The sequence below is a fragment of the Photobacterium indicum genome (genome assembly GCF_003026215.1).
Lineage (GTDB): Bacteria > Pseudomonadota > Gammaproteobacteria > Enterobacterales > Vibrionaceae > Photobacterium > Photobacterium indicum.
In genome coordinates, this window is the sequence record NZ_PYOC01000002.1 from 459,733 (window position 1) to 482,539 (window position 22,807).

At 41.3% G+C, this 22,807-nt stretch carries 21 protein-coding genes; 9 read left to right on the top strand and 12 right to left on the bottom strand.

The features are described 5' to 3' along the window. Nucleotides 1–3: 3 nt before the first annotated feature. The 3 genes from plsX to yceD are packed head-to-tail and all read right to left on the bottom strand — an operon-like array spanning nt 4 to nt 1,753. Complete coding sequence (gene plsX / locus C9J47_RS08045) at nt 4–1,029, bottom strand: phosphate acyltransferase PlsX (protein ID WP_107253052.1); 1,026 nt, start codon at nt 1,027–1,029, stop codon at nt 4–6. 9 nt (nt 1,030–1,038) lie between these two features. Next, the gene (gene rpmF, locus C9J47_RS08050; RefSeq protein WP_006231206.1) at nt 1,039–1,209 is read right to left on the bottom strand and encodes a 50S ribosomal protein L32; all 171 of its coding nucleotides are present in this window, start codon (nt 1,207–1,209) and stop codon (nt 1,039–1,041) included. 25 nt (nt 1,210–1,234) lie between these two features. Continuing rightward, nucleotides 1,235–1,753 carry a 23S rRNA accumulation protein YceD gene (yceD, locus tag C9J47_RS08055; protein ID WP_006231207.1) on the bottom strand — a complete coding sequence of 173 codons (519 nt, stop codon included), beginning with the start codon at nt 1,751–1,753 and terminating at the stop codon, nt 1,235–1,237. A 364-nt stretch (nt 1,754–2,117) separates the two neighbouring features. Here yceD and C9J47_RS08060 point away from each other — a divergent pair, with 364 nt between their 5' ends. Next, nucleotides 2,118–2,699, top strand: a complete 582-nt coding sequence (locus C9J47_RS08060) for a Maf family protein (RefSeq protein WP_107253461.1) — start codon at nt 2,118–2,120, stop codon at nt 2,697–2,699. 133 nt (nt 2,700–2,832) lie between these two features. Here the strand turns inward: C9J47_RS08060 and C9J47_RS08065 are convergent, their stop codons facing one another. Both C9J47_RS08065 and rluC read right to left on the bottom strand, forming a co-directional pair. Then, nucleotides 2,833–3,498 carry an HAD family hydrolase gene (locus C9J47_RS08065; RefSeq protein ID WP_006231209.1) on the bottom strand — a complete coding sequence of 222 codons (666 nt, stop codon included), beginning with the start codon at nt 3,496–3,498 and terminating at the stop codon, nt 2,833–2,835. Nucleotides 3,499–3,566: 68 nt separating this feature from the next. Next, the gene (rluC, locus tag C9J47_RS08070) at nt 3,567–4,511 is read right to left on the bottom strand and encodes a 23S rRNA pseudouridine(955/2504/2580) synthase RluC (RefSeq protein ID WP_006231210.1); all 945 of its coding nucleotides are present in this window, start codon (nt 4,509–4,511) and stop codon (nt 3,567–3,569) included. A 438-nt stretch (nt 4,512–4,949) separates the two neighbouring features. On the opposite strand from rluC, the gene rne reads away from it, so the two are divergent. Together rne and C9J47_RS08080 are read left to right on the top strand one after the other, a co-directional pair. Beyond that, on the top strand, nt 4,950–8,222 hold the full coding sequence (rne, locus tag C9J47_RS08075; RefSeq protein WP_107253053.1) for a ribonuclease E: 3,273 nt from the start codon (nt 4,950–4,952) through the stop codon (nt 8,220–8,222). Between the two features lie 233 nt (nt 8,223–8,455). Continuing rightward, complete coding sequence (locus tag C9J47_RS08080; RefSeq protein WP_107253054.1) at nt 8,456–10,015, top strand: SulP family inorganic anion transporter; 1,560 nt, start codon at nt 8,456–8,458, stop codon at nt 10,013–10,015. Between the two features lie 207 nt (nt 10,016–10,222). On the opposite strand, the gene C9J47_RS08085 is transcribed toward C9J47_RS08080, so the two are convergent. Together C9J47_RS08085 and C9J47_RS08090 are read right to left on the bottom strand one after the other, a co-directional pair. Next, entirely contained in the window at nt 10,223–10,921 is a 699-nt protein-coding gene (locus C9J47_RS08085; protein WP_107253055.1) for a DUF3313 domain-containing protein, read from the bottom strand. Nucleotides 10,922–10,954: 33 nt separating this feature from the next. Further along, complete coding sequence (locus tag C9J47_RS08090) at nt 10,955–11,146, bottom strand: hypothetical protein (protein ID WP_107253056.1); 192 nt, start codon at nt 11,144–11,146, stop codon at nt 10,955–10,957. 2 nt (nt 11,147–11,148) lie between these two features. On the opposite strand from C9J47_RS08090, the gene cobT reads away from it, so the two are divergent. The 4 genes from cobT to C9J47_RS08110 all read left to right on the top strand — a co-directional run bounded on the left by cobT (nt 11,149) and on the right by C9J47_RS08110 (nt 14,251). Then, entirely contained in the window at nt 11,149–12,177 is a 1,029-nt protein-coding gene (gene cobT, locus C9J47_RS08095; RefSeq protein WP_107253057.1) for a nicotinate-nucleotide--dimethylbenzimidazole phosphoribosyltransferase, read from the top strand. Beyond that, nucleotides 12,174–13,010 (top strand): adenosylcobinamide-GDP ribazoletransferase, encoded by an 837-nt coding sequence (locus C9J47_RS08100; RefSeq protein ID WP_107253058.1) that lies wholly within the window; start codon nt 12,174–12,176, stop codon nt 13,008–13,010. Before cobT ends, C9J47_RS08100 begins: the two co-directional genes overlap by 4 nt. Before the next feature lie 29 nt (nt 13,011–13,039). Next, nucleotides 13,040–13,645: a cob(I)yrinic acid a,c-diamide adenosyltransferase gene (gene cobO / locus C9J47_RS08105; RefSeq protein WP_107253059.1), complete on the top strand. Its 606-nt coding sequence runs from the start codon at nt 13,040–13,042 to the stop codon at nt 13,643–13,645. Nucleotides 13,646–13,816: 171 nt separating this feature from the next. Further along, the gene (locus C9J47_RS08110) at nt 13,817–14,251 is read left to right on the top strand and encodes a phosphate-starvation-inducible protein PsiE (protein ID WP_107253060.1); all 435 of its coding nucleotides are present in this window, start codon (nt 13,817–13,819) and stop codon (nt 14,249–14,251) included. Nucleotides 14,252–14,360: 109 nt separating this feature from the next. Here the strand turns inward: C9J47_RS08110 and C9J47_RS08115 are convergent, their stop codons facing one another. Then, complete coding sequence (locus C9J47_RS08115) at nt 14,361–15,686, bottom strand: anaerobic C4-dicarboxylate transporter (RefSeq protein ID WP_107253061.1); 1,326 nt, start codon at nt 15,684–15,686, stop codon at nt 14,361–14,363. A gap of 362 nt (nt 15,687–16,048) precedes the next feature. Beyond that, nucleotides 16,049–17,089 carry a metal-dependent hydrolase gene (locus C9J47_RS08120; RefSeq protein WP_107253062.1) on the bottom strand — a complete coding sequence of 347 codons (1,041 nt, stop codon included), beginning with the start codon at nt 17,087–17,089 and terminating at the stop codon, nt 16,049–16,051. Nucleotides 17,090–17,369: 280 nt separating this feature from the next. Here C9J47_RS08120 and C9J47_RS08125 point away from each other — a divergent pair, with 280 nt between their 5' ends. Next, on the top strand, nt 17,370–17,693 hold the full coding sequence (locus tag C9J47_RS08125) for a hypothetical protein (protein WP_107253063.1): 324 nt from the start codon (nt 17,370–17,372) through the stop codon (nt 17,691–17,693). Nucleotides 17,694–17,898: 205 nt separating this feature from the next. Beyond that, nucleotides 17,899–18,357 (top strand): CBS domain-containing protein, encoded by a 459-nt coding sequence (locus tag C9J47_RS08130; protein WP_107253064.1) that lies wholly within the window; start codon nt 17,899–17,901, stop codon nt 18,355–18,357. A gap of 75 nt (nt 18,358–18,432) precedes the next feature. On the opposite strand, the gene yhjD is transcribed toward C9J47_RS08130, so the two are convergent. From yhjD to udk, 3 genes are all read right to left on the bottom strand, one after another. Further along, nucleotides 18,433–19,389 (bottom strand): inner membrane protein YhjD, encoded by a 957-nt coding sequence (gene yhjD / locus C9J47_RS08135; protein ID WP_107253065.1) that lies wholly within the window; start codon nt 19,387–19,389, stop codon nt 18,433–18,435. Nucleotides 19,390–19,596: 207 nt separating this feature from the next. After that, nucleotides 19,597–21,738, bottom strand: a complete 2,142-nt coding sequence (locus C9J47_RS08140) for an AsmA family protein (protein WP_107253066.1) — start codon at nt 21,736–21,738, stop codon at nt 19,597–19,599. 306 nt (nt 21,739–22,044) lie between these two features. Then, nucleotides 22,045–22,689: a uridine kinase gene (gene udk / locus C9J47_RS08145; protein ID WP_006231227.1), complete on the bottom strand. Its 645-nt coding sequence runs from the start codon at nt 22,687–22,689 to the stop codon at nt 22,045–22,047. Between the last annotated feature and the right edge of the window lie 118 nt (nt 22,690–22,807).

Genomic DNA, 22,807 nt, shown 5'->3' on the forward strand with positions numbered 1-22,807 from the left:
AGACTAATAATGCCTCTCGAGTAAGACTTCTTCCAAACGGTCACTGATTTTAGTCGGTATTTGCCGTTTGACCTCGTGTACCGCTTCACCTATCGCATTTGCGAAAGCGGCAGTATCAGCTCTTCCATGGCTTTTAACCACAATACCTCGTAATCCTAACAGACTTGCACCGTTGTACTGGTCGGGGTTCAATTTCTTAAGACTAACGAATAGGTCGCTAAACAACCATTTAGCTAACAAACGTTTCATTGGGTTAGTAGAAATTGCCTGTTTAAAGCTACTAATGAAGAGATTAGCTACGCCTTCACTGGTTTTTAAACTGACATTTCCAACAAAGCCATCGCAAACAATCACATCCGCTTTACCTGCATATAACTGATCACCTTCAATGTAGCCTATATAGTGAATATCAGGCGAATTGCTTAGCATTTCAGCACAACGTTTTACTAAATCATTACCTTTAATTTCTTCTTCACCGATATTCAGCAAAGCAACGCGAGGTTTTGACGGTAAAGATTGTTCAGCCAGCACAGAGCCCATTACTGCAAATTGAAATAACGTATCTGCATCACAGGATACATTCGCCCCTAAATCCAATAGCCACGTTTTATTTAAACCATGGGTAGGTATAGCAGAGACTAATGCAGGACGATCAACACCAGGAAGCTGTTTGAGAGTATAGCGAGACAGGGCCATTAATGCCCCCGTATTACCAGCACTAACACAAGCATCTGCTTCACCATCGGAAACAGCATCTAATGCCATACGCATAGATGTACCTTGGCTTCGACGCAAAGCATGAGATGGACGAGTTTCGTCGGCAATCACAAGATCGCTATGAATGATACTAATACGAGAATGAGAGTGTTGATTAAGAAGAGTTAGTTGCGCGGCGATAGCACCATGATCACCATAAAGTTTAATTTTGAGTTCAGGGTATTGTAACAGTGCCTGCACAGCGGCAGGCACTATTACTTGAGGACCGAAATCCCCACCCATCGCATCAAGTGCAACGGTTAGACCAGTCAAGGCTCAACCTTATTTGTTGATAACCTTGCGGCCACGGTAGAAACCGTCAGCTGTCACGTGGTGACGTAGGTGAGTTTCACCACTTGCAGAGTCTACAGATACAGCTGCAGTTGTTAGCGCATCATGTGAACGACGCATGCCACGTGCTGCACGTGATTTTTTGCTCTTTTGTACGGCCATTAACCCTACTCCTGTTAAATAACACTTACTTAGATTGTTTCAATACTGCAAACGGATTCGGACGCTCATCAGCAATAGGGAGTTTACCAAAGACTTTATCAGATGAACTCACTTTACAGTCAGCATCATCATGCATAGCAATCTGAGGTAGTTCTAATATCAACTCATCTTCGATGATTTCAACTAGATTAATCTCACCATTTTCGTCGACTTCAGCCGGCTCATAAGCTTCCGGAAACTCATCATCATCTTCATCAGTTTTGAGAAGCGGACTATAACAGAACTCCACACTAGAAGTGTGATTGAATTCTTCCTGACATCGCTGACAGGTTAACGTTACTTCTACATCAGCACTACCGTGCATGACTGCGAGGTGACGTCGGTCAAAGTCAAATGACAAGGTGACGTTTGCATCACTTTTTACGCTCTGAGTGGATTCAGCTAGACGCGTCAGTAACTCGGCTTTGATGATACCATCATAATCAAGTTGTTTCTGAGCTGCGCGAACTGGATCGACCTTCAGCGGTAATTTTACCTTTTGCATAGGGCGCGAATATTAGCCTTCTAATTAGTTTGAGTCAAAGGAAATGTGTGTGAAATAACAGCTTTTGGCCATTTCGCCAAAGAAGGTTCAACCCCTCTTGCTACAATCACCACTTTCCCATCGGTTTGATGGTTATTTGCTCATGAGTCAATCACTTGCTCTCCTTATCGAGAGCGAATAAATAACACACAAAAATAGTATGAAAAACGTTCTCACCAGCAGCGAAGATTGCTATCAACCACTCATTTAATGGTACTTTAGCTGAAAATTGTGCCATGGCATTTTATCTATAGTCAGCGAAAAACTCGATTCCAATACCTGAGAGAGTTAGACTGTGCCTAGCATTCCTTCACAAGTACAAACCATGACACAACCTTTATTACTTGCATCAACCTCCCCTTTCAGAAAGGCGTTATTAGACAAGTTTCAATATCCTTTTGAGACAGCAAATCCCAATACTGATGAGAGTAGCTTCTCTGGTGAATCTGCCGAAGCTCTTGTTCAAAGATTAGCAGAACAAAAAGCCAAAGCATGTGAAAACAATTACCCCGAGCACTTAATCATTGGCTCAGATCAGGTCTGCGTGATCAATGGTAAAATTATTGGTAAGCCCCACACAGTTGAAAATGCTTGCCTACAACTTAAAGCAGCAAGCGGACAAATTGTAACGTTTTATACAGGCTTATGCCTCTACAATGCAAAAACAGGACAGAGTGATGTTATATGCGAACCTTTCCACGTTCACTTTCGCCAACTAACAGAACAAGAAATCAAACGCTACATTGAACGTGAAATGCCGCTTTATTGTGCTGGTAGCTTTATGTGTGAGGGACTCGGCATCGCTTTATTCAATAAATTAGAAGGACGCGATCCTAATACTCTCATTGGCCTACCCTTAATTGCTCTACGTGAAATGCTAGAAAAACAAGGCATTCATATTTTATAGATCAAATACAGCTTAGAAAAGAGAATCAGCCTTCAGGTTCAACGGTTCATAGAAGTAATTCGAAATCATCAATAAGACACTCGCATTGCTTCTATCATACCCAGCTCGTCCTTTATCACGATTAAACAACAATCTATTTATTCGCAAGACCAGGAACCATTAACAGCTCTTCAATCAAATCAATGACAAATACTGGGTTATATCGATTCAATGTTTCTCTATCATCGACTCCCCAAGTAATACCAACAACATCTACTCCGGCATTATTTGCAAGCCGCATATCATGAACACTATCACCAACCATTAATGCTTCATCTGGTTGTAACCCTAATTCAGCCAGCACTTCATGAATCATAAGAGGGTCTGGTTTCGATGCAGTTTCATCGGCGCATCGAGATACAGCAAAATAGTCTTGAATCTGTGTGTGTTGAAACGCACGATTCAATCCCCTTCTACGTTTACCCGTTGCTATCGCAAGAACTAACTTCTGCTGTTGTAACAATTTTAATGTTTCAACGACCCCTGAATAAAGCTGGCTATCTTGTCGGTTATCCGCAGCCACATAGAGTTCACTATATCGCTGTTGCCATAGCGTGTGTTGCACATCAGTCGCATTTGGATACAAGCTATTTGCTGTTGCTTCCAAACTTAAGCCGATTGTTTGTTTATACGCGTTAACTGAAAGGCTTGTTAATCCATCCGTCATTTCAGCAGATTGATGCATACAAGTTACAATTTGAGAGATAGTGTTCATTAACGTTCCATCCCAATCAAAAATAACGACCTTGTACTTTTTCATACTTTTCCTTTATCGAGTCTGGCTAAATTCAAGTAAATAAGAGCAACAAGCCTTCAGTGTAAATACGGTTATAGCTTACGTAAATTATCAAGCGAACGGGTTAACAGCGCATCTAACGGTGCACTAATATCAACTGGCTCATCAGTACTTGGATGAGTAAATTTAATATTAGCCGCATGAAGGAATAATCGATTCAAGCCCGTTTTTTTCGTGTAAGCATCAAATCGAGGATCACCGTAGCGATCATCCCATGCAATCGGGTGCCCTTCATATTGGCAATGCACACGAATTTGGTGTGTGCGCCCTGTTACTGGGCTAGCCTGCACTAATGTTGCGTGTTCAAAACGTTCTAATACTTTGAACCGCGTATCAGAAGCTTTACCATTTTGGTTAACACGTACAATGCTGTTCACTTCATTTTTCAATAAAGGTGCAGTGACTTTTTTACAGCTAGCCTTCCATTCCCCCATAACAAGCGCGAAATAATACTTTTGCACTGTCTTTTCACGGAACTGTTCTTGCAACTTACGTAAAGCTGAGCGTTTCTTCGCCACTAATAATATACCCGATGTATCTCGGTCTATACGGTGAACCAATTCTAAATATCGAGCATCAGGACGTAGTGCACGTAATGCTTCAATTGCGCCAAATTTCAACCCACTGCCACCATGAACAGCAGTACCCGATGGTTTATTCAAAACCAATAAATGATCATCTTCATAAATAACGCACGATTCCAATTCAGCCACTTTTGACAGTTTTGTGCTGATTGGTGCCTGATCTGCCTGTTCAGGTAAAAAAATCGGCGGTACACGGATAAGATCACCATCTTGCAACTTATATTCAGGTTTTATACGTTTTTTGTTTACTCGTACCTCACCTTTGCGCAGAATGCGATAAATCATACTTTTTGGAACGTTTTTAAGCCGAGCACGGAGAAAGTTATCGATCCGTTGGCCAGCAAAATCATCAGTAATGTCGATGAATTGCACTTTTGGTTTATCTTCTTTCATAGATTTGATTCTAACACGCATGCAAAGCAGATTGCCGCAAAAAAGTCACCCTGCTATCATTGCTTACTAGAGTAGGTAAAATTGCCTACTTTATTGACAGGGTGAACAAAGGTTCACCTTAATGGCTATTTTTTATGCACTCTTGGCAATATGCGCAGCATCTGGCGTAAGACGTTATAGTCCCAGGAGTGATTATTAGTGTGTTCAAATTATATTTTTTTTACTGATGTGATAGATACAACCGCGTTGAAGCGGTGATACCAGCTGTATATTTTAGATCTAAACATCTCGATATAGTTGGATGATAAGTGTTGCCAAATAGCACTCCTGAATTTCCAGCCGTGAGGCTGCACTCGTACATAGACCTGGAGTCCGGCACCATCAGTAAACTATCTGTAGTTGACGCACTAAAACAACGACAATAATGAGTACAATATAATGAAAAGAATGTTGATTAACGCAACTCAGAAGGAAGAGTTGCGCGTCGCATTAGTTGACGGGCAGAAGCTTTTCGATTTAGACATCGAAAGCCCTGGTCACGAATCTAAAAAAGCAAATATTTATAAAGGTCGCATCACCCGTATCGAACCAAGCCTGGAAGCTGCGTTCGTTGATTACGGTTCTGAGCGCCATGGCTTTCTTCCTCTTAAAGAGGTTGCTCGCGATTACTTTCCTGCTAATTACACCTACCAAGGCCGTCCTAATATTAAGGAAGTGCTTAAAGAAGGTCAGGAAGTTATTGTTCAAGTTGACAAAGAAGAACGTGGTAACAAAGGCGCAGCCCTTACTACTTTCATTTCGTTAGCGGGTAGCTACCTTGTTCTTATGCCTAATAACCCTCGCGCTGGTGGTATTTCTCGCCGTATCGAAGGTGAAGAGCGTACACAACTTAAGGCAGCACTAAGCACATTAGAACTACCAAAAGGTATGGGCTTAATTGTTCGTACTGCTGGTGTTGGTAAATCTGCTGAAGAACTTGAATGGGATTTAAATGTTCTACTGAATCACTGGAGTGCTGTTAAAGAAGCCGCTGATTCAAACCCTGCACCTTTCCTTATTCATCAGGAAAGTAACGTTATTGCTCGTGCAATTCGTGATTATTTACGCCGCGACATTGGTGAAATTCTTATCGATAGCCCGAAGATTTTCGACCGTGCACGTGATCATATTAAACTTATTCGTCCTGATTTCTTATCTCGTGTTAAGCGTTATGAAGGCGAAGTACCACTATTTAGCCACTACCAAATTGAAAGCCAAATTGAATCTGCGTTCCAGCGTGAAGTTCGTTTGCCTTCAGGTGGCTCAATTGTTATCGACCCAACGGAAGCACTAACCTCTATTGATATCAACTCTGCTCGTGCAACGAAAGGTGGTGATATTGAGGAAACAGCATTCCAAACTAACCTTGAAGCGGCTGATGAAGTTGCCCGCCAACTTCGCCTACGTGATCTAGGTGGCTTGGTTGTAATTGACTTCATTGATATGACGCCAGTTCGTCACCAACGTGAAGTTGAAAACCGTCTTCGTGAAGCGGTTCGTATGGATCGTGCTCGCGTACAAATTGGTCGCATATCTCGCTTTGGTTTACTAGAGATGTCGCGTCAGCGCCTAAGCCCTTCATTAGCAGAAGCAAGCCACCACGTTTGCCCACGCTGTACAGGTACAGGTGTTGTTCGTGATAACGAATCGCTATCTCTATCTATTCTTCGTTTAATTGAAGAAGAAGCATTAAAAGACAACAGTGCACAAGTACTGGCTATTGTACCGGTGGCTGTCGCATCTTACTTATTGAATGAAAAACGCCGTTCAGTTCAGCATATTGAAAAATTCCACACAGTACGTGTTGTAATTGTTCCAAATGCAGAGATGGAAACACCGCACTTTGAAGTGTTACGTATCCGTGAAGGCGATCAAAAAGATACACTTTCTTACCAAATGCCTAAAGTCATTGAAGCGATTAAAGAAGCTGAAGCGGCAGAAGCACCACAACAAGAACGTGTTATTAAAAAGCATGAGGAACCTGTATTACAAGGCTTTGCTTCACCTAAAACGCCAGCGCCTGTTGTTGCTGCAAAACCTAAACCAGCAGCACCAACGAAAGCAGCTACCGAAGCAAAAGCTCAACCAGGTTTAATCAGCCGTCTATTCTCTGCGCTAACTAATCTGTTCTCTGGTCCGACAGAACAAGAGCCAGAAAAGAAAGTTGAAGAGAAGCAAGATACCCGTAATGACAACCGTCGTGGTGATCGTCAAGGCAATCGCCGCAATGATACTCGTCGCAATGATACTCGTCGCAACAAAGATAGCTCTCGTCGCAACAATCGCCAAGATAGTGATAATAGCGAGAATAGCGGTGAACAACGTCAGCAACGTCAGCAGCGTCCTCGCCGCAACGAGAAGCCTCAGCAGGAACGTCAGAATGACAAGCCAGCTAAGCAACGCTCTCCGCGTAGCGAAGACAAACGTCAAGCTCAAAAAGCACCGCGCCGTCAAGATGAACAACAGCCTAAAGTTGAAAAACCAGTTGTTGATGTAGTTGAGAATAAACCAAAGATTGAACAGGAAAAAGTGGCGACAGTTAAACTACGCCGCCAACGTCGTCAACTAAGTCAAAAGATACGTATCACTGACGATATAGAGAAGACACCTGTACAAGCTCAAGCCGTTGATGCAGTTGAAGCAGCACCATTAGTAGAAGAGCAAAAACAAACTTCTCCTCTACAAGAAATGGGAACTGCTGTAGCAAAAGAAGCATTAGCGACTGATACTGATACTTCTGAGCAAGACAATGAGCAGAACACTGAACAAGAAGCAGGTCAGCGTCGCAACCGTCGTTCGCCTCGTCATCTTCGTGCTAGTGGTCAACGTCGTCGTCGTATTCGTGATACACGTGAAGAGAAATCTGACCATGTTTCACACCCAACGACAGATACTAAAGGCTATGCAGCAGTAGAAACGACTGATGCGATAAACGACATGGAAAATGTTATTTCTATTGTCGAGAAGCCAAAAGCAATACGCCCAGTAACGGGTGTCGCATCTCCTGAAATGGCAATGGGTAAAGTTTGGGCTCGCGCAAGCAAGCCATCTGTTGAGACAATTACTGAAACACCAGTAGAAGTACCGACACAACCTGAAGTTATTGCTGAACATGCTGTATCTGCTGAGCCAGCAGTTGAAACTGAAATGTTAAGCGGTGTAGCAATGCCGGAAATTGCTATGGGCAAAGTTACGCCAATGCGCTCAACAGTTGAAGCATCAACAACATCAGTAGAAACTCAGTCAGTGACGATTGATGAGCCAATTATTATTGAGCCCGTTGTCGCAGCACCTGTTGTTGAAAAAGCTGAAGTTGAAGCCGTTGTTGAACAGCCTGTCGCTGAAGTTAAAGTGATTGCAGAAGAGACGACAGTTAAAACGACAACTGAAGAGGCTGTAGTTGAGAAGCCAGTTGCTAACGTTGAAATGCCAACGCCAGTAGTTGCAGCAACCGTACCAGGCAATGATGTCGCGACTACAGCTACATCACCTCGCGGCCGCCATGCAGTTTCTCCGATGACAAAGGCGCCAGCAATCGCTGAACCTGAAGTAGAAGAGATTACTGTTGCTATCGCCCCTTTACGCGATGCAAAAGTGCAATCTCGTCAAGCTGGTAGCCAAACGGCAACAAGCAAGGCAATGGCTCCTATGACTAAACCATCATACGACTAAGCCATAACCCATATAAAAGCCATGCTTTATGCATGGCTTTTTTTTGGCCCAAACGAAAATGTAATTAAATGTATCGATAAGTATATTAAATACTAAGATGATCACATTCTCTTACTCTTTTAACTGAATGAACTGCTATCGTTAGCTACAAAGTTGAAGTATGTCACATACAACTGTAGCATCCGTGTCCATTCACGCCCCTTTTAACCACCAAACTGAAGCCAATTTATAAAATGTTTGAATTCCCCCAAGTTTCACATCAATCAGTCAAGAATGACGTACTTTCAGGTTTAACCGTTGCGTTAGCCCTTATTCCAGAAGCGGTTGCTTTTGCCTTCGTAGCAGGTGTCGACCCTATGGTTGGTTTATACGCCGCTTTCATTGTTGGCTTCATTACAGCTATTTTAGGCGGTCGCCCAGGAATGATTTCTGGGGCTACTGGTGCAATGGCTGTCGTAATGGTAAGCCTAGTTGCTGAACATGGTGTTCAATACCTATTTGCCGCCGTTATGCTTGCCGGTCTTTTCCAAATTCTTGCGGGAATATTTAAGCTAGGCAAATTTATTCGCATGGTACCCCACCCTGTAATGATTGGCTTTGTAAACGGTTTAGCGATCGTTATCTTCTTAGCCCAACTTGGTCAATTTAAAGTACAAGGAGCAACGGGTGCACTTGAGTGGATGCAAGGTTCTCAGCTGTATATCATGCTAGGGCTTGTTCTTCTTACAATGGCAATTATCCATTTCTTACCTAAACTAACGACTGCAGTCCCATCATCTCTTGTTGCTATTATCACTGTTACTGTATTAGTTCATGTCTTTGGTCTAGATTCTCGTACTGTTATCGACTTCGTTCGCACAATGAGCGGCGACAGCAATGCAACATTAGCTGGTAGCTTACCTACTTTTGCTTTGCCTGATGTGGGTTTCAATATGGAAACCTTACGTATTATCTTACCGTACTCGCTAATCTTAGCTGCAATTGGTCTGATTGAATCACTACTAACACTAACTGTAATTGATGAAATGACAGGCACTCGTGGTAGAGGTAACCGTGAATGTGTTGGTCAAGGCATAGCAAACGTAACATGTTCAGTGTTCGGTGCAATGGGTGGCTGTGCGATGATCGGTCAATCGATGATCAACATTAACTCTGGTGGCCGTGGTCGCTTATCGGGTATTACTGCCGCTGTTGGTTTACTTTGCTTTATTTTATTTGGCTCTGCGCTAATTGAAATCATTCCTCTAGCTGCACTAGTTGGTGTTATGTTCATGGTGGTTATTGGCACCTTTGAATGGGCAAGCTTTAAAATGGCGCGTAAAGTGCCAAAGCATGACTTCTTTGCCATCATTCTTGTTACCTGTGTAACTGTTGCTGCCGACCTTGCTATTGCTGTTATTGTAGGGGTTATCTACTCTGCGCTTGTATTTGCATGGGATCACGCTAAACATGTTTACGCGTCAACGCATACAAACGAGAAAGGTACAAAGATCTACGAAGTAAATGGTCCAATTTTCTTTGGTTCTGTTTCTCACTTCCAAGACCTATTTAACGCAAAAACAGATCCAAATGACGTTATTATCGATTTTGCTAAATCACGCGTTGCCGATCACTCTGCAATCGAGGCGATTGATACAGTTGCAGAACGTTACGCAAGCCAAGGTAAAACATTACATATTCGTCATTTAAGCCCTGAATGTCGTAGCTTACTTAAAAAAGCGGGAACGCTAGTTGAAGTGAATATGCTAGAAGATCCAACGTACAAAGTAGCAACAGATACGTTAGGCGGCTAAGCCCAACGATAAAGACGCAAGAAAAACGCCCACGACGGCTTCACTTTATGATAGTGAAAGCATGTCGTGGGCGTTTTCATATATCAGTACTCCGTCAGACTTAATAACAATACTTATCTAGCATAGTGGCTGAGCTTTGGTAATAAAAAAGCGGGCTTTCAAATAAAAAGCCCGCCTTACATTACAGTTGTACTTTGAACTTTTGTACTAACTTTGCTCTTTTTCATTAATGGCTGCTTGATACGCAGTTACACGAATAAAGTGCACAATATCTTGAGTAAACAACTCTACGGTTTCTTTAATCTGTTCGTATTCAAGCTCAACATCATCATTTTCTAAAATGCCTTTTGCTAAAATAACACCAACTCGTTCAGCCAATACTTCTTCCGTTTGACTATCAATAAGCTGAGATTCTACAAGTATACGAACGTTCCGATCACGGGTACCAAGCAATGCTTTAGCACTTCCAATGAGTGCACCATAAGGAAGTACCTCTGTAATTTGAAGATCCTCAAAATCGGTACTGGCGCGGCTGATCATAATATTCAACGTCGCTGTATCAGCACCTGTTTTGTCAACCACCTCAACACCCTGAGTAAGCTCTTGCTTGACGATCGTTGTTAGTCGTTCAGATACTTTATCTAGCACACTCTCAGGGATTTGGCGTACCGCTTTCGCATTCTGATGGATACCAACATCATTAATCAGTATTTTATTATACTCAGAAATCTCCACTGTCGGAGATACCCACTGCAAACCTGTCGCATCTTCTATGTATTCAACTTCAATCAATTTATCATTATTTTTAATAAATTGAGTTTGTCGTTCATCTTCTGTCGGTAAGCGGCTTGAACAGCCAAGAAGAACAAGTGAAAAGCTTATAATAGACAATAATTTAATATTCATACGTCGCTATGCAGTTGGTTAAATACCACGCAATTAGAACACTATACGGTTAACGCTTTCAAGCACTATTTTGCAACCACGTGGTGCGTTTAAAAATATAATCACCATATTTGCCATTTCTTCATTGCTTTGCCAGCTTTGCTGCCGCAAAATTTCAGCTTGCTTCATTGCGTTAAACGATATGCCGTCATAAACGTTATCTTGCCAGAACAAGGAAATCTGCACATATGTTTACCATCACTCAGCCAGATACTCAGCCATCCGACCATATTCAACACCAAATAAATAACAAGACAAAACCATTAGGTGCATTAGGTCAATTAGAAGCTGTCGCATTACAACTAGCTTTAATCCAACAAACTGAAAAAATTGAAATAATGCATCCTCATCTGCTTGTTTTTGCTGGCGACCACGGCATTGCTCAACATGGTTTAAGTATTGCGCCGAGTGAAGTAACAGCACAAATGGTGGCAAATTTTCTCGCTGGTGGCGCTGCAATTAATTGTTTTTGCCGAACAAACGACATGGCACTAAAAGTCATTGATGCTGGCATTAAAGTAGAACCAGAAGATCACCCTAATCTCGTTAAACAACGTCTTGGGCACGGCACTGAAGATTTCAGCCAGTACGCAGCAATGACAGAGAGCACCGTTTTACATGCCCTACAATATGGCGCAGACGTTGTAGAAAAGCTAAACCAGAAAAGTTGTAACCTTGTAGGCTTTGGTGAGATGGGGATTGGAAATACCAGCAGTGCTGCTGCCATAATGGCTGCACTGTTGAATATACCAGCAGATGAGTGTGTTGGGCGTGGTACTGGTATTGATGATCAGCAACTACAACGTAAAGTCGACCTGATAACTCAAGCGTTAGATCTGCATGCAGAACGATTATCCGATCCTTTATCCATTCTAGCCAGCGTCGGTGGGTTTGAAATTGCTCAAATCGTGGGTGGCATGCTAAAGGCTGCTGAAAATAAGATGACGGTATTGGTTGATGGCTTCATTTCTACAGCCGCTGCTATGCTTGCCGTTTCAATGTACCCTGAAGCAAACCACTACTTTATTTATTGTCATTGCTCTGAAGAATCAGGCCATCAGCGGATGCTCCAACATTTGAATGCCACACCATTGCTTAGTTTAGGTTTACGTTTAGGCGAAGGGACTGGTGCGGCATTAGCGCTACCACTACTGCGCTCTGCTTGTTGTTTCTATAACGAAATGGCCAGTTTTGAAGATGCAGGGGTAACAGTGTGAAACGCGAACCAGATAGTCAAACTATCACGCAACATACAGACACAACGAATCGCTTAGACGCCACTGGTTGTAAACGTCAGTGGCAAATATTTTTGGTTGCATTGGCTTTTTTTACGCGCATTCCTATTCCTGAAAACACGCCTTACTCGTCAGAAAGACTCAATCAGGCAAACCGTTATTTTGGGGCTGTAGGTATTATTGTCGGTTTATTAACGGCAATAATGTATTGGATTTCCGTACAGGTATTCCCTATAGAGCTCGCCGTTGCAGCCGCAATCATTTGCGGGCTATTGTTAACAGGAGCCTTTCATGAAGATGGCTTAGCCGATGTTTTTGATGGGTTCGGCGGTGGTTGGTCTGTCGAACAAAAGCTAAACATAATGAAAGATTCACGCCTTGGTACGTATGGCGCATCTGCTTTGGTGATGATGCTTGGCTGTAAATGGGCAGTGTTAATTGCGTTAGCAAAAATTGATATCTTGCTACCTGCTGGGCTATTAATAGTGATGCACACGTTAAGCCGAATCTGTGCAGCAAGCCTAATATTTTCTTATCCCTATGTAAGAGCAGATCAAGATAGCAAAGTAAAGCCATTAGCTAATCAGCAAAGCCAACACGATTTGTGGGTTTTAATTGCCACAGGATTGATTATATTACTACTCTTGCCTTTAGAGGTGGCTATCAGCTTAACGTTAGTTTTACTTATTGTTCGTTGGCTCTGTGGTAAATGGTTCCAACAACAATTAGGTGGCTATACCGGCGATTGCTTGGGGGCTGCACAGCAAATTGCGGAACTTACGGGCTACCTAGCCTTGCTAGCCTGGCTTTCATAAAATAAACACATTAATAAAGAGGGAAACTCATGGTTGATCAAACCAACAAGGACGAACGCTATAAATCACGCCAGGAAAAAGTAAAAGCTGACGTCGATGCTCGTGTTGAAGCAGCTCAAGAAGAGAAAGGGCTTTTCCTCATTATTACAGGTAACGGTAAAGGCAAATCTACCTCTGGTTTTGGCACAATTGCCCGCGCTGTGGGTCATGGTTTTAAATGTGGTGTTGGGCAATTCATTAAAGGCACTTGGGACTGTGGCGAGCGTAAGCTGCTCGAACAACACGGCGTACACTTTTCTGTAATGGCAACCGGGTTTACTTGGGAAACACAGAATAAAGAAACAGATAAAGCTGCCGCTCAAAAAACGTGGGCAGAATGTAAAGCAATGCTCGCTGATGATAGCTACGACGTTGTTTTACTCGATGAGATGACCTACATGGTAACTTATGGCTACGTAGAATTAGAAGAGGTTGTAGAGGCAATTAACAACCGTCCAAATATGCAATCGGTTATCATTACAGGTCGAGCAGCGCATCGTACATTGATTGAAATAGCAGATACAGTATCCGAAGTAAAAAGCGTAAAGCATGCCTTTGAAAGCGGTGTTAAAGCACGTAAAGGCGTCGACTGGTAATTAGGTAGCAACGTTAATTTTGACTTGCAGAGGCAATACTGATGTGTTGCCTCTTTTATTTGCGATTTAAAATAATTATTTTCTTTCTCTATCTCTTTCCTATTCTTATAATCTCAACTTATTATTCCTAAAGCCGTAAAAAGCGGTTAGTACATTGTTTCCGGAGAATTTATGCCTTCCCAGTTACCAAAGAACTTTAGTAAACCTTTTCTCAAAATATTTCACATTCTTGAAGCAATCCTGCTGGTTGCCATTACCCTAGCCACCTTGTTCGCCATGGTTAATGAGTTTATTCACGTCATTACCCAAAGAGACATCCAGCTGACCGACATTTTATTGATGTTTATTTATCTGGAAGTATTGGCAATGGTGCAGCAATTTGTCGCCCACGGTAAAATTCCAGTGCGTTATCCAATTTACATTGCGATAATGGCGATTGCACGCTATATCACGCTAGGCATGAAAGAGTTAGATGGGGTTTTAGTTGTATGGCTAGCACTCGCTGCCTTTATTCTTGCAGCTGCAACATTAATAATCCGTGTTGGTCATCATTACTGGCCTTATGAAGCAGTAACAGACCCATTAAAGAAACAGTCTGATGACTAAAGATTTATCAGCTATAACGCATTCCTCAATAGACATCTATTCATAAACAAAAAGGGAGCAATTGCTCCCTTTTTCTATTCTATAAATCAGCGTTCTAAATTAGGACAGCCTACACAACAATTTGTGCGATGGTATAGCCGATCATACACGCTGATATCACACCAATAAGACCTGGCATCATAAAGCTGTGGTTAAAATAGTACTTACCTATCTTTGTTGTACCCGTAACATCAAAGTTACACGTTGCGATATCTGATGGGTAATTAGGAATAAAGAAATAACCGTAAGTTGCTGGCATTAAACCAATCAATAATGCAGGGTTAAGTCCCATTGCAAGACCAACAGGTAGCATCATACGTGCCGTTGCTGCTTGGCTATTCACCACAACAGAGACAATGAATAGTGCTAGAGCGAAGGTCCAAGGGTAACCTTGTACCATCTCAGTAATACCCGACTTAAACGATGGCATTGCATACTGGAAGTAAGTATCACTCATCCACGCAATACCGAAGATGGCAATAGCCGCTACCATGCCCGATTTAAATACCACGCCTTCGGGTACTTTCTGTACATTAGTTCGCGTAACAAGCAGGATTAAGCCACCAAAACCCAGCATCATCATCTGAATAATCAATGACATCGAAATCGGTTTAGTTCCCTCACCTATAGTGCGGATTTCTGGCACCATCGCAACAACCACAATTGTAGCCAATGCCAAAATAAATAGCATTACCGCATGCTTTGAAGACGATGGCAGCTTTTCATCAAGAGATGTTGACGTAGTATGAAGAATTTTATCACGCCACAATGGATCTTGTAGACGACGCTGATATTCAGGATCATCATTTAACTCTTTACCACGGCGTAAACTATATAGAGATAATAGAATCGTACCCAATAGCGTAGAAGGCACGGTTACCATTAGAATGGTTAGCAGGTGGATGCTTTCATTGATACCCGATAGCTGTGCCAAATAGTACACAACCGCGGCAGAAATTGGACTCGCTGTAATCGCAAGTTGCGATGCTACAGATGAAGCTGCCATCGGACGCTCTGGTCGAATGCCATTTTTCAATGCAACATCACCAATAATTGGCATGATAGAGTAAACCGCATGACCAGTTCCCAACATAAAAGTCATGGTGTAGGTTACAAGCGGACCCAGGATAGTTACGCGTTTAGGGTTACTACGTAAAATTCGTTCAGCAACCTGTAACATGTACTTCAAGCCACCAGCCGCTTCTAAAATAGAAGCACAAGTAACCACAGCAAGAATAATTAACATTACCGTGATCGGTGGCGAGGTTGGCGGCATCCTGAAAATGAACACTTCTACCAACAAACCTAAACCTGAAACGACGCCTAAACCAATACCGCCAAAACGGCTACCAGCATATAAGACGAGGAGGAGGAATAAAAATTCCAAATACAGCATACTCGTTATCTCCATATATCGAAAAATGCGATCTCAACATAAGACCCTTAATACTTTAGGAGTATTTTGGCAGCTGTATAACACTTCACTATTGATAGAAATCAATTAATTAAAAAAATCATACCTTAGAAAAGTAATGTGTGAGCCCACTCTTAGAAACAACGCTCTATAAAAATAGAAACGCTACAATACTTTTTGTAACAATTCACTAAACATACGACTATATGCAACATTTAGAACGGTGTGATTTATGTGGCACATAAAAAACATCATTAACAATAAGAAACAGATTTACTATAAAATAAAAAACTAACACAGTTTTATCACCATATTAGCTTTTAATTTTGTATGAAGAAAAACCGTTATAACAAGCTATTCATGTCATCAGGGCATTCTTTAATATGACATAAATTCGCATTAATATTTTGATTCCCTAATAAGCGCAACCATAATGCGGGTAAATGTTTGGGTCTGACCCGTTTCTCTTCCATTTTTTCAGGCGATAACATTTTCCATTCATCATTATTACTTTCCTGAGCAAACGCAAAACTAAACGGTAGGTATTCAGCCATGCCTAAACGTAAATCCGTCACGATTAATTTGTCATCAATTTGTTGATAACGAACAAACTGATCGCTGAACTTTTCAAGCATAAGTAAATGTTCAGGCTTTTCATTCAACAGCCACTCACCACGGGACTTGGCAATAAAATCAATCGTCTTATCTTTATCTAATAACGACGTTAACCCTTCCCAATACGTATCACCATCTAATACAACGACACGCCACAGCACAGTATTCACAGGTGTTGGGGCAACAAATACAGGTTTATTTTCAAGTGGTGTACCCGCCAAGTCCCCTTCGACTCTCGATTCGATAAGTTGCAAAGCAATCACTGACCACGCTAAATACACTGTCGAGATAGCTAGCCCTACTCCACATAGCTTTGCCATCTTCTCTCGCCAAAAAAGGCTAGCAAAAATCACCACGAGCAAGGGTATGGTATAAAGTGGATCGATAATGAAGATACTTGATACCGAAAAACTAATATCAAACGGCCAAAACAGTTGAGTGCCATAAGAGGTAAACGCATCAAGTAGCGGGTGCGTGATAAGACAAGCCGCAATAAGCAGCCAAAGCTGAGTAAAAGAAAAACGAGAAGGGCGCCACTGATGCCAGCCTTGTACTAACAACCAAGAAAACGGTAACAAGATAAATAATGAATGACTAAAACCACGGTGTTTCACCATATCTGAAACAGGATCACCATAGCCAATCAATACATCAAGATCAGGAATCGTACCTAGTGCAGCACCTGCCAGTAATATTTTTGGGGTACTTTTTTCCCCGGCGACAACCGCAGCAACTGCAGCACCTAACGCAGCTTGTGTAACTGAATCCAACCACCTTCTCCTTGTTTTTTAAGCATATTGCAATCACATTGCAAATAGATGCCTTATAAATACACTAACTGAAGGCTCCTATAATAACGACTGAAAAGTAAATAGAAAGTCATACTTTTGGTTAAGAGATAAAGTAAAACAAACACTGAGTTAACATTTCAACTAAAAAGCCCTTACAATTATAAAGCTAACGACTATCCTTATTTTATCATCACTAAATTACTATTTAGTTATTGCCGTTTGATACAAAGGACTTTGATTTATAAGAGGATATCAACCTATGGATAAACAGTGCCCATGCTGTAATAAACAGCTTGATGTACCAGCACTAAAAGACATTGAAAAGAATTTCAGATGCTCGCATTGCGATGCAATTTTAACCCATAGTGAAATACAAATTATTTCATATGGCGCTATTTACCTTATTGTTGTCACTTCACTCTTAATATTACTTGGTGAAAATACTTTCCTTGCTACAGTTATTGCGTTCGTCACTTACCATTTTCTACGCCCAGTAATTGTTGAGCCTAGACTTGATATTAAATTAAGTTATATACCTAAAATTAAAAGCTTAATGCCATTTAAAACAAATAATAGTCTTTAAGGCTCCTTTCTCACTTACGGCCACTAATTTTGTTACACAAAAAACGCCCCCTCTTTTCATGCCTTCACTTTTTAATCAAAGACTTAAAAAGTGAAGGTTAACAATCCGCTTACTTTATGAACAATATGTGCCATCGATCGCAAATTAATACCGTTGATTTCGCTAGCTTAGATAAGGATACCCACATACCTAAAAGGAAACGCTAATGCCAACAAAAGTATCTGAATATATGACGAGAAAAGTTGTCACTATCCAACCTGAAACAGGATTACGTGAAGCATTTTTTTTAATGCGAGATAATGCAATTCGTCACTTACCAGTTACCAATATTGATGGTGAATTAATTGGTTTTATCAGTGACCGAGAATTACGGCGCCCCGGATGGGTTGATGAGTCGCCGGATATCGGCCATGAATATGACTTAACAGATGACCTACACGTAGGTGATGTTATGGTTAAAGATATCATCCATGTTAGAACGTATGACACATTAACCAAAGCCATAGGTACGATTCTTAATCACAATATTAGCGCAGCCCCTGTGTTAGATAAAACGGGGCAATTAGTAGGAATACTATCTGCCGTTGATTTATTAAGTGCTTTCCAAGATACGTTAGAGTCGCAGAAAACGAATAAAAATAAGAACAAAAAAGCGCTGGCTTGATTCTATTTTATAAATAATAAAGGTGTAGCGATGAACCATCTGCTACACCTTTATTGTACTAAAACTAGGGTACTTCTACGGTTTTACATCCTCGACATTATTAACAGCCTTAGGAGTCGCTGTAGCGATCCACGCAGCGCAAAATAGAGTTAAGCGAGCATAGAAATAAAAGAATGCCATTAGACCGATAATAGAGCCAAAGGCAGCACCTGATGGTGATTTCGCTAAGCTTGGTAATATTATAGTCATCGCAAACTTGATAACCTCAAAACCAATGGCTGCCAATAAAGTACCTTGTAATAAAGCCCGCGTTTCTAACTTCTTCTTTGGTAACATCCAAAAAATCCATAAAAACATCAGATAGTTTGCTGTAATTGAAATAGTGAGTGCAATCAATGTTAGCGCAGGACGTAACCACGTGATCCCCCCTAAACCTAGCGCCTCTACAATCGTTTTCTGCGCTGAACCCGCCACTGATGTTAATGCAACAGTAAAGATAAGCGCAGCAACCAAGCCCGTAAGCGCGACAAAATCTTTCCCATATTGTAAGAACAGGTGATCTTTATCTTCTGGTTTTCGCTCCCACACATCACGCGTTTGCGCTCGAATGGCTTCACGCAAATTACCCATCCAACTAATACCTGAATACAAAGCAATTACTAAGCCACTCAAGCCAACAGTAGTACGTTGATTTATCGCGGTGTTCACGGTGTTTTCAAGGGTTTTTGCAAGGCTTGGATCTGTTACACCCGTTACTATTTTATCGATTAGCCCCGTTAATAAATCGGAGTTTGAGGCTAAGACAAAACCAGCGGCAGCAAATAACACCATTAAAATAGGGATCAGAGATAAAAAAGAAAAGTAGGTAATAGCGGCACCAAATTGACTGCCTAAACGGTCATTAAACCGATCAGCTGCACGTAATAGGTGATCGACAGGAGGAGACGCTTTTACCTTCCCTACTGTTAATCTGCACATCGAAATAAATCGATTTACGATGGTGTTTTTCACTTCTTTTTTATCTTGTTCCATACTCTCTTTACTACTTAATCAACACATTAAAATTCTGATGCTTATTTAGTTTTACATTGTAATAGAACAGCAAACCAGTAAATCATTCTTAATTGCAGTTTTATTATGTACTTATACTCAAGGTGCAGGTTGGAATCGCTACATCCTCTAAAAATAGAAAAGGCTTGCCAAAAATGGCAAGCCTTTTTACTCAAAGTGCGGGTTTGCTTAGTTAAATAAGCCTTTTAATAACTTATCAGCCGCTTTTTTGATATTGTCGTCTTTGCTTTTATCACCCAGTAACTTTTCTAAGCCCCGATCGATTTCTTTCTTTGCTTTTTCTTCAAGTTCATTGTTTTGTTTAAACAACTCTTTCAAATCCAGAGCAAACGAGGGTTTAGTCCAATCGCCTTTTACATTTACAGGCACAGTCAAATCAGCAATATCATCAATACTTTTACCACCCTGACCTTTACTACTCGCAACCACAGATGTACTAATGATGAAATCAAGGCGCTCGCTCACTAGATTGGTGTTGCCCTTGCCATCAATACGTAATAACGGTGACGCAAGGTGAATATTGGTTGAGGAAGCAACACTTTGACCAATTTTGAAGGTCGCTTTTAAAGCAGAGAAATCCGTCTTCTTTTCTTCTTTCACATATTCTGCTTTTTTACCTTTCAATGTCGCTTTTGCTTCACGAATCATCTCGGGAATATTCACACCGTAAATTGCACCATCAGCAAAATTTATCGCAATGCTACCAGCAACATTTTCACGAATACGCTTTTCAGCCAACCCAGTACCCGACAGTTTTACATCGATATTACCCGTACCAGCCAATGTTTCATTTTGTGCAACGTCTTTAAGTAAGGCATGTACATCAACGCCTTTAATATGCTTTGTTACCTGATATTTAGGCAACTTACCATTTGCATCGACGGTAGCATTAGCACTAACAGTACCGCCATATAACTTGGCATTGAAGCGCTTAAGGTTCAGTACGCCGTTTTGTACCTTCATATCAACTTGCACATCAGACACTATAGCATTCGCAGCTTTCAACTTTCCAATAGCAACGGTACCAGCGATATCCAATGTTCTTAGAGCCGATAAATCTGGCTCTTCACTTTTGCTAACTGTTGATGTTTCACCACCAGCAGAAGGCGCAGAATCTGTTTCTTCTTTGGTAGTATCTTTCTTTTTAGCTGATGATGCAGTACCTAAGAATGCATCCAGATCGATGTTATCACTATTAACATCGAAACGAACAACAGGGATAGCTGCACTCTTAAACGAGCCTTTACCGTTTAAAGCTAGCTCATCGATCGATGTTTCAAAACGACTTAACGTCGCTAAACCTTTTGCAACATCATAAGTCACATCAGCACTTAACCCGACTTTCATTTCAGGACGCGGTAACGTGCTGCCTTTAAGATCGGAAGATAGTGTCAGCTTATCAAGTTCAGCAATATTGTAATCAGTGCTTATTTTAAGGCGTGTTGCGCCACTTACATCAAATGCAAGATCAGGCATTTGACCTTTCGCTGCAAACGTAATGTTAGCCCAATCGCCGACTTTAAAGTGTTCAACACCCAACACGAGGGATTGAATATCATTAACACTGTCTTTTGCAGACGTGGTTAAATTTAATGCTTTTAGTTCACCACTTTTATAATCTGTCGCAATCAACAACTGGCTATCACCCTTAGCAGTAAAGCTAAGTTCGGCATTCTTGCCTGTAATATCAAAGCTAGCTTGAGTCCACTCACCTGGCGCGAATGTATCAAGTTTGAAATTCAAGCTATCAATTGTTGTAGCAGTACCTGCTTTATCATCACGTACTTCAGCACTCGCATTTACAACTTCAACGCCAGCTAAGCTGATTGTCCACGGTTGCGTCGCTTCACCTTCTACTGACGGCTGAGTTACAGGTTCGCTACTCGTACCTTCCGTAACTGTACCTTCAACAGCGGCTTGTTCACCGAAACTATCTAGGTTACTGACACCATCTTTACGTGTTTGAATAAATACACGCGCATCATTTAAACTGATATTACCAATTTCAAGATGCTGAGAGAAAAGAGGCATCACCGACACAGAAAGTTCAGCACTACCCAGCTTCACTAAATCAGCTTCAGCAAATCCTTGAGGGTTCTTAAACTCCGTCTCACCTAAGCTAAAACCAATACTAGGGAAAAAACGCCAGCTAATATCGCCATTAATAACTAAGTCTCGCCCAGTGGCTTTTTTAACTTGTTCACTTAATAAAGGTTTAAATTGGTTGGGATCGACCAATGCAAGCAAGGCACCGATGCCAACGACTATAACTAGTACAATGGCTAATAATACGTAAAGAAGCTTTTTCATTGTATCCTCTGAATTATCCGTTATTCCTGACTTTTATTACGTTAAAATTTTTAGTCAGAGTCCATTTATGACAGCGATGGCTACAATTAGTTTCTTGACGAAAAAACAATAGCCATAAGAAAAATATGTGACCACTAAATAGCACTACACCTAAGTTACTTGGTTATATATCAATAACAAAGATATTCTATTACCTAGATTAAAGCAGAAAAAAAGGCAGTCGTTAAGACTGCCTTCATAAAGAATAACTAAATCGGCAATAAGCAGATATAAAAAAGGCTGACAATGTCAGCCTTAGTAATCACATTATGATTTTAGCAACTTGGCAATATGCGCCTTCAGTACATCAATCGCGATTCGGTTTTTACCCCCACGCGGTACGATGATATCGGCATATTGTTTAGACGGTTCAATAAACTGCATGAACATAGGGCGTACCGTCTTTTGATACTGCACAAGCACAGATTCCATTGTACGACCACGTTCAGCAACATCACGCTGCAAACGGCGAAGTAAACAAATATCTAATGGCGTATCCATGAACACACTTGCGTGCATAATTTCACGTAAACGTGGGTCCGTTAATAAAAGAATACCTTCAAGAATGATCACTTTTTTAGGTGTCATTGGTGTGGTTTCTTTTAAACGAGTGTGTTCGCTGTAGCTATATTGAGGCACTTCAACAGCTTTGCCTTCGATCAACCGTTGCAGATGGTCACAAAGTAAATTGTGGTCAAGTGCATTTGGATGATCATAATTCGTTTTAACCCGCTCATCCATGGTCAGGTGACTTTGATCACTGTAGTAACAATCTTCCGTGATAACACCGATCTGGTGATCGCCTACTTTTTCTTTTAATTCTTTATAAACAGTACTGGCAATCAAGCTTTTACCGGACGCAGAAGCACCTGCGATACCAATAATGACGCATTGGTGTGAGTTTTCAGACATATCAGAAAGCACCTGTAAGACAACGAGACGAGGCGGAAAATTAACCGCATTATTATAGGCACTTGCAGCGCCAGAAGCCAGTAAAAATGTGACTTCCAGCACGCTTTGTTAGAAACCT

What these genes read in the sequence shown, in the direction of transcription:
- rpmF (WP_006231206.1), bottom strand. Translation starts at nt 1,209, where the DNA reads ATGGCCGTACAAAAGAGCAAAAAATCACGTGCAGCACGTGGCATGCGT.
- yceD (WP_006231207.1), bottom strand. Translation starts at nt 1,753, where the DNA reads ATGCAAAAGGTAAAATTACCGCTGAAGGTCGATCCAGTTCGCGCAGCT.
- C9J47_RS08060 (WP_107253461.1), top strand. Translation starts at nt 2,118, where the DNA reads ATGACACAACCTTTATTACTTGCATCAACCTCCCCTTTCAGAAAGGCG.
- C9J47_RS08065 (WP_006231209.1), bottom strand. Translation starts at nt 3,498, where the DNA reads ATGAAAAAGTACAAGGTCGTTATTTTTGATTGGGATGGAACGTTAATG.
- rluC (WP_006231210.1), bottom strand. Translation starts at nt 4,511, where the DNA reads ATGAAAGAAGATAAACCAAAAGTGCAATTCATCGACATTACTGATGAT.
- rne (WP_107253053.1), top strand. Translation starts at nt 4,950, where the DNA reads ATGAAAAGAATGTTGATTAACGCAACTCAGAAGGAAGAGTTGCGCGTC.
- C9J47_RS08080 (WP_107253054.1), top strand. Translation starts at nt 8,456, where the DNA reads ATGTTTGAATTCCCCCAAGTTTCACATCAATCAGTCAAGAATGACGTA.
- C9J47_RS08085 (WP_107253055.1), bottom strand. Translation starts at nt 10,921, where the DNA reads ATGAATATTAAATTATTGTCTATTATAAGCTTTTCACTTGTTCTTCTT.
- cobT (WP_107253057.1), top strand. Translation starts at nt 11,149, where the DNA reads ATGTTTACCATCACTCAGCCAGATACTCAGCCATCCGACCATATTCAA.
- cobO (WP_107253059.1), top strand. Translation starts at nt 13,040, where the DNA reads ATGGTTGATCAAACCAACAAGGACGAACGCTATAAATCACGCCAGGAA.
- C9J47_RS08110 (WP_107253060.1), top strand. Translation starts at nt 13,817, where the DNA reads ATGCCTTCCCAGTTACCAAAGAACTTTAGTAAACCTTTTCTCAAAATA.
- C9J47_RS08115 (WP_107253061.1), bottom strand. Translation starts at nt 15,686, where the DNA reads ATGCTGTATTTGGAATTTTTATTCCTCCTCCTCGTCTTATATGCTGGT.
- C9J47_RS08125 (WP_107253063.1), top strand. Translation starts at nt 17,370, where the DNA reads ATGGATAAACAGTGCCCATGCTGTAATAAACAGCTTGATGTACCAGCA.
- C9J47_RS08130 (WP_107253064.1), top strand. Translation starts at nt 17,899, where the DNA reads ATGCCAACAAAAGTATCTGAATATATGACGAGAAAAGTTGTCACTATC.
- yhjD (WP_107253065.1), bottom strand. Translation starts at nt 19,389, where the DNA reads ATGGAACAAGATAAAAAAGAAGTGAAAAACACCATCGTAAATCGATTT.
- C9J47_RS08140 (WP_107253066.1), bottom strand. Translation starts at nt 21,738, where the DNA reads ATGAAAAAGCTTCTTTACGTATTATTAGCCATTGTACTAGTTATAGTC.
- udk (WP_006231227.1), bottom strand. Translation starts at nt 22,689, where the DNA reads ATGTCTGAAAACTCACACCAATGCGTCATTATTGGTATCGCAGGTGCT.